The following is a 12,393-nucleotide window of genomic DNA, read 5'->3' as shown; positions in this document are numbered from 1 at the left end:
TTCCCCCTAGTAGTCTCGTTTCTTCCCTTTCTTCACCGCGTCCCAGTCCCCTTCAATATTGTGGCGGACCCGCTTCAACAGTCGGAGCAGTTGCTCGGCTTCTTGGTCGCTCAGCCCGGCGAGCGCGACGTTAGTCGAATGTTCGTGCTCTCGGATGATGACCGGATACAGCGCCTTGCCCCGTTCAGTCGGGACGAGCCGCTTGATTTTCTTGTTGTGCGGGTCGTCCTGCTTGATGATCAACCCGTTCGTCTCCAACTTTTGAATCGCCCGCGCCGCCGTCGTCCGGTCGACTTTGATGAGTTCGGCGAGCTTCTCTTGAATGATGCCCGGCTCCTCACAAATCCGGACCAAATACAGATATTGCCCTTTCGTCAGCTCGAGCTCTTTGAACTCGATATTGCTGATCGAATCGAGGGCGCGGGCAATCATCCCGATTTCACGCAACTGGTCTCTCATACAATCCTCCTGATTGTTGTATTTACAATATGTTACGTTTAGTATAATCCATTTAGTTGCATTTGCAACAAAAAGTATTTTGGATATGAATTTTGATTATGTGAGAAAATGGAGGTATCATTCCGCGAAACGAGGGGATCTCATGGCACACCGCATTTACACGACGAGCTTTGCGAGCGTCTATCCGCTTTACGTCGCGAAAGCCGAACGGAAAGGCCGGACGAAAGACGAAGTCGATACGATTATCCGCTGGTTGACGGGCTATGACGAGGCCGGACTCGAGCGCCAACTCGCTGCCGAGGTCGACTTTGACACATTCTTCACCGCTGCGCCCAAGATGAACGAAGACCGCGCCCTCATCAAAGGCGTCGTCTGCGGCGTCCGCGTCGAGAATGTCAAGGAGCCGCTCATGCGCGAGATTCGCTATTTGGACAAACTCGTCGATGAACTGGCCAAAGGCAAGGCGATGGCGAAGATTTTACGAGGAGGCGACGTCTGATGGACTATACGACACTCGTCGACGACAAGCGGCTCGACGCTTTCATCCGTTTAATTGACGTCATCGATGCGAACTTACCGGCCGGGTTCGAGAAGACGACCGACGGGAACGGCATCCATTATGTCGTCCCGCTATCGGCGTATCCGTCCGGATATCACGTCACGCCGGGCACCCCGCTCCCGTTCTTGAGCGTCATCGCCCAGAAGAACCATGTCGCCGTGTATCATATGGGCGTCTATAGCGACCCGGAACTGCTCCGCTGGTTCGAGGAGTCATACGCCGCCCAAGTGCCGACGAAGCTCGACATGGGCAAGAGCTGTATCCGCTTCAAAAACGTGAAGCATATCCCATATGAGTTGATGGGTGAACTCGTCTCGAAGATGACACCAGAACAATGGATTGCTGCGTACGAGTCACGTTAAAAAAGGCAGGTCGATTGTCGACCTGCCTGTTCGTTATACGTTAAATCGTTTTGTCATTTGGCGCATCTCGTCTGCCATGTTCGACAGTTCTTGGGCCGAGGCCGTGATCTCTTCCATCGACGCCATCTGTTCTTCCGTCGCCGCCGAGGTGTTCTCGGTTTCGGTCGCGGTCGTCTCGGTGATGCCTTGAATCTCGTTCACGGACGTCAAAATCTCGGTCGCCCCGGCTGCCATCTCTTGAACGGCGCCCGACACTTCCTCGACTTTTTGTCCGACCTCTTCGATCGCCCGCTTGATATCCTCGAACGCGTCGCCCGCTTGTTGTACGTTCGTGACGCTATGGCCCATCTCGCTCTCGACGATGTGCATCGTTTGGACGGCTTGTTTCGTCTCCGTCTGCGTATCCCCAATCAAACCGGAGATGCGTTTCGTCGCGACGGCCGACTCTTCGGCAAGTTTCCGCACTTCTGAGGCGACGACAGCGAAGCCGCGTCCGTGGTCGCCGGCCCGCGCCGCTTCGATGGCCGCGTTCAGTGCGAGCAAGTTCGTCTGTTCGGCGATACCGGAAATCGTGCCGGTGATGCTGCCGATTTCTTGCGAGCGGACGTCGAGTTGACCGATGACCGTCTGCAACGCCTTCACTTTCTCGTTCATCGCCTCGAGCTGGGACTCGAGCGTCTCAATCAATTCATTGCCGGTCCCGACTTTTTGGAGTGCCCCGTCTGACAACTCGGTCATATGTTGGGCGCTATTCGAGACGTGATGAATCCCGTTCGTCAGTTCGGTCAATGTGCTGTTCGATTCTTTCACCCGCGTCAATTGACGGAGCGATCCAGATGCGATCTCTTCCATCGTGACGGCGACCATCTCCGTCGCTTTCGTTGTCTCTTCGACGTTCGATTTCAAATCGTCCGATGACGTGGCGACGCGTCCCGCCGTCGACGTGACGTTACTAATCAAGTCACGCAAGTTGTCTTTCATATGATTGAACGACACCACGAGCGACCCGATTTCATCGCGTGACGTATACGTGCTGTCGACCGTCAAGTCTCCTTCACCGGCTCGGCTCATGAGTCCATTCAACTCACGAACCGGTCGCACGATGAGACGCGTAATGTAGATTCCGAGCCCGATTGAGACGAGCGCCCCGATGGCGACGAGCACCCAGAAGACGAGCACTGACTGGGCACGATTTTCCTGCATCGTCTGACTGGCCGTCTCGGCTTCTTGATTGATTCCATCCATGACGACCGTGGCTGTTTCGACGAGCGCGAGGCGGATTGGGCGTAGCTCGCTGACATATTGGCGATAGGCTGCCGTATTCTCGTTTCTGATTGCCGGTTGCAAGACGATATCAACCCGTTCCAAATACGTCGTAATCAAAGTATTCAAATCTGCGACCTGTTGTTGCATGTCAACATTTGTCGAAGCGAAGTTCTCATTGAACAACCTTAAATTCTCGACCATGCTGTCTCGTCGCTCCGTAATATTTTCTTGGAGTTCCGCGTTACGACTTTCTTCGGTTGCCAACATCAACTCGAGTACATAACCTTCAAGCGCACGGTTGTCCGTCCGAATCTGACCGAGCGCCCGAATCGGCAGCAACCGCTCTTCGTATAATTCTTCTCCCGCGTCGGCCATCCGTCCCATTAGGACATGACTGAGTGCCGCGATGATGACGAGCGTTGCGATAAACACGGTGATGAGCACCGTAAATTTTTTAGACATATTTAAATTTTTCATGATCATCCCTCCTATCTGCTTTATCGTAGGAAAGCAGGTTCACGTGAAGCGTGATCGCACATGCGTTGACCTAAGTTTCCATTTTCATCGCCGTTACCTGCTCGTCAGCACATTCGGCACCCATTTGCAAGCTGGCTCACCTTCATTCGAACGAAAAATGCGCTACGATAAATAAAAGACTAATCGATACGAAAGGAATGATTCCCGTGCCACGCCCGCTCAAACTCAGTCTCATGCTCGCCGTGTTCGGGAGCATCTTCTATATCACGCACTTCCATTATGAGCTTCGCCCGTCTGATGTCCGTGATGTCGTCTTGTCGTTCGGCTGGTGGGGTCCGGTCGTCTTCTTCCTCATCTATGCGATCGGCCCAATCATCTTCTTGCCGACATCCGTGCTGTCACTTGGGGCCGGTCTCGCCTTCGGGGTGTGGCCCGGCGTCCTCTATATCTTGTTCGGGGCGACGGCCGCGGCCGTGACCGGGTACGTCATGGCCCGACTGTTCGGCCGTTCCGTGCTCAAGGTCGAGAGCTATCCGTGGTCGGAGAAACTGTTCACGCAGATGGAACAACGTGGTTTTCTATACGTGTTTGTCTTGCGGCTCATCCCGCTCGTCAGCTTCGATTTACTCAGTTACGCCGGCGGCATTGCCAAAGTCAAATTCAAGTCGTTTATCCTGGCGACCGTGCTCGGCATGATTCCCGGGACACTCGCCTACAGTTTTCTCGGTGCGAGTCTCGCCTCGGGAAGCATCACCTTGGTCGTCATCGCCGCCCTCGTCTTCGTCACGTTGATCGGCGTCACCTACTATTTCCGGGAACCCGTCAAACGGTGGCTCGGGCTCACGTCAGACTAGAGAAGCGCAATCGCTTCTCTTTTTTTATGTCGGCGTGTAAAAACGATAAACATTCGGGTCAATCGGACGATACTCTAGTAGCTAGATTGACCCATCACCAGGAGGAAACTATATGAGTTCTACGAAACGCAATCAATTGATGCTCGTCACCACGTTCGTTATCGTCTTGACGTCTGTCACCGTCCATCTGCTCCACCGCTTCACGGATTTTGCCTATACGTACACCGTGCTCCGAAACGGTGCCGTCGGTTACGCATATCCCATCGCGACATGGGTCCTGTTTGCCGTTCCGATTGTGCTACTGATCGCCATGGTCGTCAGCCAACGTGTGAAACCACAACTGTTCCCGCACTTGATGATGCTCACGCTCACGTTTTCGAGCATCTCGACCGTCGCCGGTGGGCAAGGGCTCGTCGAGTATCACTTCTCGATTTTCGTCGTCTTGGCGATTCTGTCGTTCATGCGTCGTATCGACTTAATCGTCTACAGTACCGTCATCTTCGCCGTGCAGCATCTGGCCGGCTATTTCTTGGTCCCCGAGATCATCTGTGGGACGGCCGACTATCCGTTCAGCTTGTTGCTCGTCCATGCGGTCTATCTCATCTTACTGAGTGCCGTGCTCATCGCGCAGATTCACTTCCGTAACCTTGAGTCGTCGCGTGTCAAAGCACAGGAAGACGAGACCCGTCGTTTGCTGAAGCAAGCCGTCACCGATGCGAGTCAACTCGTCATGACACTCAAAAACCATGCGACCGAACTCGAGACGGCCGCCAACCAGTCGCTCGAATCTGGTGAACAAATCGCCGTCACCGTCGATCCGATTGTCGCCCACGCGACCGAGCAAGAGACGTCGATGAACCATGGGGCCGATGAGATTCAATCGATTCGCTCCCTCACGGCGCTCATCCAAGAACGGATGGCCCAAACAGCTGCCGCTTCGTCACGGATTGCGGCCGACACCATCGCCGGGGACGGCGACATGCGACGGATGGAGGCGAAAGTCGAAGAAATCATTAGCGAATCGGAACGACTCGAACGCGTGGTCACGACGATGTCGAACCGATCGACCGAAATTCAAGCCATCCTGCAGCACGTCGAGACAATCAGCGACCAGACGAACATGCTGGCTTTGAACGCCTCGATTGAAGCCGCACGGGCCGGTGATGCCGGTCGTGGTTTCGCCGTCGTCGCTTCTGAGGTCGGCAAGCTCGCCGTCCAGTCTCGAGATTATGCAGCTGAGATGACCCGCGTTCTAGGTGGACTGATGGATGACACAATCATCGTCCGCGATTCAGCACAGTTGTTCAAACGCGCGACCGAGAACTGTCAAACCGTCTCGGCCGATGTGACGGCCGTCTTCCATCGTTTGACCGAAGATGTCTCCGAAATCGACGGTCAAATCAGTTCGATTCAAGAGACACGTCAACGCGTGACGTCGCAGATGGAGACGCTCGAAACGCGCCTCGCGACGACGAAACGAGCGGCGAGCGAACTGCAGCAACAGATTCAGCACGTCGCCGCCGCGACCGAGGAACAAGTCGCCATCCAAAAAGAGTTGAGCCACATGTCGGACCGCCTCGCCTCGACCGCGAGCACGTTAGAAGACGTGACCGGTCAGCTCGAAGCCCGAGCGAACTAAAAAACAGACCGCGAATGTGGAAATTCGCGGTCTGTTTTTATGAATGGCTGAAGAATGAAATTTTTGCAGTCGACCGAATGATGAGTACCGATACGAGCATGAGGATGGCCGCGATTCTAAAACCCATATCCCCGATGACATTGAATTCATATCTCAGCCCGAACAATAATCCTAATCCTAAGACAACGCCGATTAAGAACATCATGTTTTTCATGTAATCGATCCTTCCTACGTACATCTATGATTATCCATTTATTGTTAGTATAACGGATGGGGATGACGTGTGCACAAATATGTGAAGACAAATCGCTAGCAATCATCAAAAAACGTCACGTTCTCGATGTTCGAAAACGTGACGTCACTATCGTTTATAACGTCGATACGAGCTTTTGAAGCGCCTCTTTGAGCGGTGTCACCGGACGACCGAGCACCAACTCGAAATCGTTCGACTCAACTTCAAGCGAGCCGTTGCGGATACTATCTTGAATCCCGACGACGATCGGGATTGCCCCTTCCGGCACCCCTGCGCCGCGCATGACGCCAGCATAAGCGTCAGTACTCACTTCTTGGAGGGTCACTTCACGCCCGAGCACTTCACTGAGCGCCTCGACGAGTTCGGCTTGCGTATGGAGCGGGCCGGACAACTCGAAGATGTTCTGTTCGAAGTCATCCGCGAGGAGCACGTTCGCTGCCGCTTCAGCGTAATCGTCTTGCAACGCCCAACCAACCTTCCCATCACGGGCAGCCGTCACCCAAGGTGCACCGGCAAGCACGCCTTGGATGCTACCAAGTTCGTTTTCTAAGTACCAGTTGTTGCGCAAGAACGCGTGAGGGATCCCCGTCCGCTCGATTGCGCCTTCCGTCTCGACATGTGGCGGTGCCATCAAGTTTTGGCTCTCTGTCGCGTCGGCGAGACTCGTATAGGCGATGAACGATACGCCTGCGCGCTCGGCCGCCTCGACGGCGTTCGCATGTTGACGGATGCGCGTGTCGTTGTCCCCGTCCGCCGAGATGATGAGCAGTCGTTCGACACCTTTGAACGCTTCATCGAGCGTCTCGGGCTTGTCGAAGTCCCCATGTCGCACATCGACACCTTTCGCTTTCAGTGCTTCCGCTTTCTCCGGATTGCGGACGCTGACCGCGAGTTCACTTGCGGGTACCGACTTGAGTAACACATCGACAATTTTCGAACCGAGTTTCCCGGTTGCACCTGTGACTAAGTATTTCATAAATCATTTCCTCCTTTTAACCTGTAATTAAATCAGTTACATGTAATCATAATAGTTACAGCATCTTCGTTTGTCAATTGTTTGTTCCCTGTTATACTGAAGATGTAACCAATTCACTTACATGACTTGTGCAGAAAGGTGGTAGCCTATGTCCATCAGTAGCCGTTTCGCGGTCGGCATTCATATCTTGACGTTGATCGAGGTCAATCAGGACGGCGTCACCTCGTCTGACTTTTTGGCCGGTAGCGTCAACACGAACCCGGCCCTAATCCGAAAAATCATGGCCATGTTGAAGAAGGCCGACTTGATTGAAGTGAAGCCTGGCGTCGCCGGAGCCAAACTGACGAAAGACTTGACCGAGATTTCGCTCTATGACGTCTATCGCGCCGTCAGTGTCGTCGAGGAGAACGAGTTGTTCAGTATCCATGACAACCCGAACCCAGCGTGCCCCGTCGGCCAACATATCCAAGCGACAATCGAGCCGATCTTTATCCACGCCCAATCGGCGATGGAATCGGTATTGAAGCATGTGACCCTCGCCGATGTCGTGAACGATGTCGCAACGAAAAGCCAAGCAACCTGAAGAGAGGTTGCTTGGCTTTTTTTCAGATGAGTCGATATTTTTTGAAGCTATTCGCGAGCCCGTCTTGATCACACGCATCCGTCACGTCGTCCGCGACACGCTTGACCTCGGGTTTGGCGTTGCCCATGGCGACACCGACCTCGACGTATTCGAGCATCTCGATGTCGTTCAACCCGTCTCCGTAGGCGAACGTCTGCGCTCGCTCCAACCCTAGATGTTCGAGCAACGTCACAATCGCCGTCGCTTTATTGACGCCCGGGATGGACAGCTCCCCACTGTTGGCCCCGAATACGGCGACCGTGCTCGGGATGACGGTGAAGCGGGATGCGAACTCTTGTTGGATGACGTCGAGCGGGACAGACGAGCCGAGAAACGAGATTTTATTCACGTCGGGACGGACGAGGTCGACCCCTTCCATCATCGCGTCATGAAACGGCTTCAAGCCGCGTTCAATCGTCGCGCTCGCTTCCGGATTGTTCGCCATCAACTCGTCGATCATCGTCGCCACCCGTGCCTTGGCGTTGCCGCCGGCGAACAGGCCGTCGTTCGACTCGAGATAGAAGTCGATGCCGTGTTCGGTGAAGAAGGAGATGAGATGACTCAAATCATCGACGGAGACTTGTTGATGGTACAGCACTTCCTCCTCGAGCTCGATGTAGCCCCCGGCTGCCCCGATGATGCCGTCAAAGCCGACGTCGAGAATGTCCGAGAATAGCTCGGCCTTCGAGCGCCCGGTCGATAAGAAGACGAGATGGCCGTTCTGTCGCGCTTGCCGGACGGCCTCTTTGGCCGATTCCGGAATGTTGCCATGGTCATCGACGAGCGTGCCGTCGACGTCTAGAAAGATGATATTTCGCATAATATCCTCCCTTTTTTTGTCCTGAAAACAAGAAAAACCTAAACCAGACGCAACGCGTGCGCCCAGTTTAGGTTTTGCCTGATGATTCAGTAACAATCCTGATGTATGTCGTTTTCCCTTCAAGCATACCGCTCGTGTATTTCGTTTGTCAAAGCAGGCCCCCATCCCTCACACCCGCCTCGATTCTCGTAATCGATGCCCCACTCGAAACCGTCGAAGTATTTTCGGTAAAAATAAACTTGACTTTAAGTTCATATGACCTTAAATTAATCATATAGAGTTCATACGAACCTAAAAGGAGGAATTATTGTTGACCCTACTCATCGCCTTTTTGGCACTCGTCATCTTCATGCTCGCACTTGACCTCGGGGTGTTCCACCGCAAGGCACACGAAGTCTCGCTCCGCGAGGCATGGACATGGACGTTCGTCTGGATCGGGATCGCCCTCGCGTTCGGCGGATGGTTGTTTTACTCACAAGGTGGCACGGCCGCGACAGAATATGCGAGCGTCTACTTCATCGAGAAAGCACTCGCCATCGATAACGTGTTCGTCTTCTCGCTCGTGTTCGCCTACTTCGCGATTCCGCTCAAGTATCAGCATAAGGTGTTGTTCTGGGGCATTCTCGGGGCCATCTTCTTCCGGGCCGTCTTCATCGTCGCCGGGGTGTCGTTGTTAGAGAACTTCGGTTGGGTCTATTACGTGTTCGGTGCCTTCCTCATCTATACCGGATGGATGATGTTCAAAAACATCGGCAAGGACGAGTCGCTCGAAGAGAACAAGACGATCCGTTGGCTCGAGCGCCGCTTGCCGATCACGCAAGACATCTCGTCTGGTAAGTTCACGAAACGCATCAACGGCAAACTGTTCTTCACGCCGCTGTTCATCGCGCTCATCTTCATCGAGCTGTCGGATATCGTCTTCGCCGTCGACTCGGTCGCGGCCAGCTTCGCCTACTCGCGTGACCCGTATATCATCTTCTACGCGAACATCATGGCGATCCTCGGACTCCGTAGCCTCTACTTCGTCCTTGCCAACTTGATCGACCGCTTCTACTACTTGAAGCACGGACTCAGCTTCATGCTTGTCTTCATCGGGACGAAGATGATTTTCGGCGATGTGTACAAGATGCCGATTTGGATGTCGCTTGGGACGATCGTCCTAGTCATCTCGATCAGCGTCGTCTATAGTTTTTATAAAACGAAACCAAATCAACAGACAAACGTATAACAAAAGGGAGACGTGCTAGCCTCCCAGGTGGTTCACTTCTCAATTGTGGGTAAACCTTTAGTCTAGCAAACATAGAAAAGGTGGTAACGAATGTTTGACCGTATGGGTGATGTGAGTATTGGACTCGTCTTCGGGATCGTGTTGATGTTTCTGTTCAACAGTCTCTGGGGACTTGGAGTCGGCGTGATGTTAGGATTCTTTTTCCTCGTCGCACCGCGCTCGACAAACCGCCGTACTAGAAACTATATACCGCAGACAGACTAAACCGGGGCACATGCTTCGGTTTTTCTTCTGTATACTGGAGAAAACCCTTTAGGAGGAGCCATGAATTATTCAATGACGGAACTGACGGAGGCGAAGCGGCAAATCGATTCGATTCTCCAAAAACTGAACGAGACGGTGAGGACACTCGAGGCGAAAGACTCCCTGAGCGATACAAATCGCAGGTGACCCTCGCGAAACGACGGATTGATGCCCTCACGTTAGCGTTATATCTGATCGAAGAGAAGCTTCACAAGGACTTGTGAGAAATTTGGTTCAAATTCAAGAATTTTGCACATTTTGCACATTGTCGCATAGGCAATGCATACACGTTGCTTTACAATTTCACTTGAAGGCGTTTTAGGAACGTTTCAGCAGAAGATAGGGGGCGACACCGATGACACACAACCTTGAACCGATTGCTTCGTCTTCTTTCGAAGCGCACGACGACACTCGACCTGATCCGACCGAGCGAGACTGGACGAAACCGGATGGATTTGTCCAATCCTTGCTCGACAAGTCGCAGGCGATGGTCTGCTTTTATGAACCCGCGACGAATACGTTCTTAATGAATGAGAATTTGGCTCGACGCTTCGAGGTTTCGAAATCAAGCACGCTCGAGTCTTTTCTCGCGCGATGCCGGCAAATAGAAGTCGTACCGCGTGAACAGTTTGAGGCTTTCTTCCGCTCGATTTGCTCATCTGAGCCGGTCTCGACGCTCGAATGCTCGTTCGATACACATCTTTTTCAAGTCGTCCCATACTTTATCAATAACCCGGACAGCGTGTTCCTCACATGGTACGACCATACCGAGACACTTGAGTCATCTTTACGGAAAGAAGTGTTCCTCACCGAGTTGTCACACGAGATTCGCACACCGTTGACGGCCATCAAAGGATTCACCGAACTGTTATTGCATCAACCGCTCACGCGTGAGAAGCAAGCGAATATGTTACGGCTGATTCAACAAGAGACTGAACGGCTCGAGCGGCTCGCCGATCATTATTTGGATTTTCAACGCCATGATGCGGTCGTGCTGAACGGACACATGGACGACGTGTCCGTCTCCCACATGTTAGATGAAATTCTTGCGACATTTCACGCGACGACCGCAACCCATACCATTTCCATACAGATCGAGCCAGAAAACATGACCATCGTCGCTCATGCGGATCGGGTCAGACAATGTCTGCAAAATCTTATTCATAATGCGATCAAGTATTCACCGCAAGGCGGCAATGTGTCTATATCGGCGTTTGAAGAGGCACATGAGATAGTCATTCAAATCCGTGATGAAGGCATCGGCATCCCCGCAGACGCGTTGCCTAAATTGTTCGAACGTTACTATCGAGTCGAATCAGAGGCTCACCGTGCCATCAAAGGGACCGGGCTCGGACTTCAAATTTGTAAACAATGCATGGACGCCCACGGCGGGAGCATCCACGTTGAATCGGTCGCCGGCATCGGATCCACGTTCACCTTACGTTTTCCGCAACGCCGTTAAAAAAAGAGAAGGATTTGGTCATGCGACCAAATCCTTCTCTTTATGAGCGAGCGGATGCTTGCGGCTGTCCGCTTCTTTCATATTCCCACCGTGCCAACTGTTCTAAAATCGGATAAAGGGACTCCCCTTCTTCTGATAATCGATATTCGACCCGGGGCGGGATTTCCGAATAGACGGTACGGATGATCAATCCGTCTTGTTCGAGCTCCCGCAACTGACGGGTCAATGTTCGCGGGGTCGCTTGCGGGAACAGGCGGCAGATTTCATTGAACCGCTTCACGCCGAGCGTGCCGAGCCGATGCAGAATCAACATCTTATATTTCCCGGAAATTTTTTGGACAATCGTTTCGACAGGGCACGTTTCCATGGAACCACTCCTTCAGTATCTTTAAGGATAGTATACGTCAAATTTGTGCGTACTTCTATTCTTGTACATAAACAAGTACGCTAGAGATATCTACTAGACAAAGGAGTGAATGTGATGCATATCGCAGTATTCGGAGGCAGCGGACGGACGGGGCGTGAATTGATCACTCAGGCTCTCGCCCATGGTCATCATGTCAAAGCGCTAGTCAGAAGCCCGAAAAAACTTGATTTGACCCATGACCGGTTGACGATTGTGAAAGGAGACGCCGAAAACCGGGATGATGTCTTCCGGACCGTTGAAGGAACGGGTGCGGTCCTGATGGCTCTCGGCCATACGAAGACATCGAACAAGGACGTATTGGAACAAGCGACATCCCACGTCGTTGCCGCCATGCATGCGTACAACGCGACACGCGTCGTCAATTTGACAGGTGCGACGGTCAAAGTACCGAAAGACGTCAAACAGAAACTCATCAGCCGGTTCGCCGAGACGCTCATGAAGACGTTCGCGGGCGATTTACTGCGCGACAGTTACGTTCAAAAAGGAATCCTCGAGGCGAGCGGGCTCGAATGGACGATCTCCGGGGACCTCGCCTATTAGAAGGACATATGACCGGAACGTATCGGACCGGTTACTTCGCGTTTGACAAGCCGATGATCGACCGGGCCGACGTCGCCCATTTCATGTTGCGCGAACTCGAAGAGCGTCAATACGTGCACGAATATCCGCTAATCGGAAACTAACAG

At 52.9% G+C, this 12,393-nt stretch carries 17 protein-coding genes; 11 read left to right on the top strand and 6 right to left on the bottom strand.

Annotated elements, in window-relative coordinates:
- Positions 1 to 6: 6 nt before the first annotated feature.
- Positions 7 to 459: a MarR family winged helix-turn-helix transcriptional regulator gene (locus tag FED52_RS02575; RefSeq protein ID WP_138858819.1), complete on the bottom strand. Its 453-nt coding sequence runs from the start codon at positions 457 to 459 to the stop codon at positions 7 to 9.
- A gap of 142 nt (positions 460 to 601) precedes the next feature.
- Here FED52_RS02575 and FED52_RS02570 point away from each other — a divergent pair, with 142 nt between their 5' ends.
- Together FED52_RS02570 and FED52_RS02565 are read left to right on the top strand one after the other, a co-directional pair.
- Positions 602 to 958 carry a DUF2200 domain-containing protein gene (locus FED52_RS02570; protein WP_138858818.1) on the top strand — a complete coding sequence of 119 codons (357 nt, stop codon included), beginning with the start codon at positions 602 to 604 and terminating at the stop codon, positions 956 to 958.
- The gene (locus FED52_RS02565) at positions 958 to 1,380 is read left to right on the top strand and encodes a DUF1801 domain-containing protein (RefSeq protein ID WP_138858817.1); all 423 of its coding nucleotides are present in this window, start codon (positions 958 to 960) and stop codon (positions 1,378 to 1,380) included. The genes FED52_RS02570 and FED52_RS02565 overlap by 1 nt, the downstream gene beginning before the upstream one ends.
- Positions 1,381 to 1,413: 33 nt before the next feature.
- Here the strand turns inward: FED52_RS02565 and FED52_RS02560 are convergent, their stop codons facing one another.
- Positions 1,414 to 3,123 carry a methyl-accepting chemotaxis protein gene (locus FED52_RS02560; protein ID WP_138858816.1) on the bottom strand — a complete coding sequence of 570 codons (1,710 nt, stop codon included), beginning with the start codon at positions 3,121 to 3,123 and terminating at the stop codon, positions 1,414 to 1,416.
- A 206-nt stretch (positions 3,124 to 3,329) separates the two neighbouring features.
- Here FED52_RS02560 and FED52_RS02555 point away from each other — a divergent pair, with 206 nt between their 5' ends.
- The gene (locus FED52_RS02555; RefSeq protein ID WP_138858815.1) at positions 3,330 to 3,977 is read left to right on the top strand and encodes a TVP38/TMEM64 family protein; all 648 of its coding nucleotides are present in this window, start codon (positions 3,330 to 3,332) and stop codon (positions 3,975 to 3,977) included.
- A 112-nt stretch (positions 3,978 to 4,089) separates the two neighbouring features.
- A complete protein-coding gene (locus tag FED52_RS02550) occupies positions 4,090 to 5,616 on the top strand; it encodes a methyl-accepting chemotaxis protein (protein ID WP_138858814.1) in 1,527 nt (508 codons plus the stop codon).
- 37 nt (positions 5,617 to 5,653) lie between these two features.
- Here the strand turns inward: FED52_RS02550 and FED52_RS13835 are convergent, their stop codons facing one another.
- Positions 5,654 to 5,830 carry a hypothetical protein gene (locus FED52_RS13835; RefSeq protein WP_167491749.1) on the bottom strand — a complete coding sequence of 59 codons (177 nt, stop codon included), beginning with the start codon at positions 5,828 to 5,830 and terminating at the stop codon, positions 5,654 to 5,656.
- 154 nt (positions 5,831 to 5,984) lie between these two features.
- Positions 5,985 to 6,845: an SDR family oxidoreductase gene (locus tag FED52_RS02545; RefSeq protein ID WP_138858813.1), complete on the bottom strand. Its 861-nt coding sequence runs from the start codon at positions 6,843 to 6,845 to the stop codon at positions 5,985 to 5,987.
- A gap of 148 nt (positions 6,846 to 6,993) precedes the next feature.
- Here FED52_RS02545 and FED52_RS02540 point away from each other — a divergent pair, with 148 nt between their 5' ends.
- Positions 6,994 to 7,428, top strand: a complete 435-nt coding sequence (locus FED52_RS02540) for an Rrf2 family transcriptional regulator (RefSeq protein ID WP_058764740.1) — start codon at positions 6,994 to 6,996, stop codon at positions 7,426 to 7,428.
- A 22-nt stretch (positions 7,429 to 7,450) separates the two neighbouring features.
- Here the strand turns inward: FED52_RS02540 and FED52_RS02535 are convergent, their stop codons facing one another.
- Positions 7,451 to 8,287, bottom strand: coding sequence for a Cof-type HAD-IIB family hydrolase (locus tag FED52_RS02535; RefSeq protein ID WP_138858812.1), 837 nt, complete (start codon positions 8,285 to 8,287; stop codon positions 7,451 to 7,453).
- A gap of 310 nt (positions 8,288 to 8,597) precedes the next feature.
- On the opposite strand from FED52_RS02535, the gene FED52_RS02530 reads away from it, so the two are divergent.
- From FED52_RS02530 to FED52_RS02520, 4 genes are all read left to right on the top strand, one after another.
- Positions 8,598 to 9,515 carry a TerC family protein gene (locus FED52_RS02530; RefSeq protein ID WP_138858811.1) on the top strand — a complete coding sequence of 306 codons (918 nt, stop codon included), beginning with the start codon at positions 8,598 to 8,600 and terminating at the stop codon, positions 9,513 to 9,515.
- A 90-nt stretch (positions 9,516 to 9,605) separates the two neighbouring features.
- Complete coding sequence (locus FED52_RS13830; protein ID WP_167491747.1) at positions 9,606 to 9,779, top strand: hypothetical protein; 174 nt, start codon at positions 9,606 to 9,608, stop codon at positions 9,777 to 9,779.
- A 60-nt stretch (positions 9,780 to 9,839) separates the two neighbouring features.
- On the top strand, positions 9,840 to 9,965 hold the full coding sequence (locus FED52_RS14010) for a hypothetical protein (RefSeq protein ID WP_276610416.1): 126 nt from the start codon (positions 9,840 to 9,842) through the stop codon (positions 9,963 to 9,965).
- A gap of 208 nt (positions 9,966 to 10,173) precedes the next feature.
- A complete protein-coding gene (locus FED52_RS02520; protein ID WP_138858810.1) occupies positions 10,174 to 11,280 on the top strand; it encodes a sensor histidine kinase in 1,107 nt (368 codons plus the stop codon).
- 40 nt (positions 11,281 to 11,320) lie between these two features.
- Here FED52_RS02520 and FED52_RS02515 read toward each other — a convergent pair whose 3' ends face one another.
- Positions 11,321 to 11,647, bottom strand: coding sequence for a winged helix-turn-helix transcriptional regulator (locus tag FED52_RS02515; RefSeq protein WP_138858809.1), 327 nt, complete (start codon positions 11,645 to 11,647; stop codon positions 11,321 to 11,323).
- Positions 11,648 to 11,761: 114 nt separating this feature from the next.
- Between FED52_RS02515 and FED52_RS02510 the strand changes: the two genes are divergently transcribed.
- Positions 11,762 to 12,247, top strand: a complete 486-nt coding sequence (locus FED52_RS02510) for an NAD(P)-dependent oxidoreductase (protein ID WP_240731291.1) — start codon at positions 11,762 to 11,764, stop codon at positions 12,245 to 12,247.
- Positions 12,217 to 12,390 (top strand): NAD(P)-dependent oxidoreductase, encoded by a 174-nt coding sequence (locus FED52_RS13965; protein ID WP_240731290.1) that lies wholly within the window; start codon positions 12,217 to 12,219, stop codon positions 12,388 to 12,390. The genes FED52_RS02510 and FED52_RS13965 overlap by 31 nt, the downstream gene beginning before the upstream one ends.
- Positions 12,391 to 12,393: the final 3 nt, after the last annotated feature.

This window comes from Exiguobacterium mexicanum (assembly GCF_005960665.1).
Taxonomy (GTDB): domain Bacteria; phylum Bacillota; class Bacilli; order Exiguobacteriales; family Exiguobacteriaceae; genus Exiguobacterium; species Exiguobacterium mexicanum_A.
This window is presented reverse-complemented; position numbering and strand designations above follow the sequence as displayed.

What these genes read in the sequence shown, in the direction of transcription:
- FED52_RS02575 (WP_138858819.1), bottom strand. Translation starts at nt 459, where the DNA reads ATGAGAGACCAGTTGCGTGAAATCGGGATGATTGCCCGCGCCCTCGAT.
- FED52_RS02570 (WP_138858818.1), top strand. Translation starts at nt 602, where the DNA reads ATGGCACACCGCATTTACACGACGAGCTTTGCGAGCGTCTATCCGCTT.
- FED52_RS02565 (WP_138858817.1), top strand. Translation starts at nt 958, where the DNA reads ATGGACTATACGACACTCGTCGACGACAAGCGGCTCGACGCTTTCATC.
- FED52_RS02560 (WP_138858816.1), bottom strand. Translation starts at nt 3,123, where the DNA reads ATGAAAAATTTAAATATGTCTAAAAAATTTACGGTGCTCATCACCGTG.
- FED52_RS02550 (WP_138858814.1), top strand. Translation starts at nt 4,090, where the DNA reads ATGAGTTCTACGAAACGCAATCAATTGATGCTCGTCACCACGTTCGTT.
- FED52_RS13835 (WP_167491749.1), bottom strand. Translation starts at nt 5,830, where the DNA reads ATGAAAAACATGATGTTCTTAATCGGCGTTGTCTTAGGATTAGGATTA.
- FED52_RS02545 (WP_138858813.1), bottom strand. Translation starts at nt 6,845, where the DNA reads ATGAAATACTTAGTCACAGGTGCAACCGGGAAACTCGGTTCGAAAATT.
- FED52_RS02540 (WP_058764740.1), top strand. Translation starts at nt 6,994, where the DNA reads ATGTCCATCAGTAGCCGTTTCGCGGTCGGCATTCATATCTTGACGTTG.
- FED52_RS02535 (WP_138858812.1), bottom strand. Translation starts at nt 8,287, where the DNA reads ATGCGAAATATCATCTTTCTAGACGTCGACGGCACGCTCGTCGATGAC.
- FED52_RS13830 (WP_167491747.1), top strand. Translation starts at nt 9,606, where the DNA reads ATGTTTGACCGTATGGGTGATGTGAGTATTGGACTCGTCTTCGGGATC.
- FED52_RS14010 (WP_276610416.1), top strand. Translation starts at nt 9,840, where the DNA reads ATGAATTATTCAATGACGGAACTGACGGAGGCGAAGCGGCAAATCGAT.
- FED52_RS02520 (WP_138858810.1), top strand. Translation starts at nt 10,174, where the DNA reads ATGACACACAACCTTGAACCGATTGCTTCGTCTTCTTTCGAAGCGCAC.
- FED52_RS02515 (WP_138858809.1), bottom strand. Translation starts at nt 11,647, where the DNA reads ATGGAAACGTGCCCTGTCGAAACGATTGTCCAAAAAATTTCCGGGAAA.
- FED52_RS02510 (WP_240731291.1), top strand. Translation starts at nt 11,762, where the DNA reads ATGCATATCGCAGTATTCGGAGGCAGCGGACGGACGGGGCGTGAATTG.
- FED52_RS13965 (WP_240731290.1), top strand. Translation starts at nt 12,217, where the DNA reads ATGGACGATCTCCGGGGACCTCGCCTATTAGAAGGACATATGACCGGA.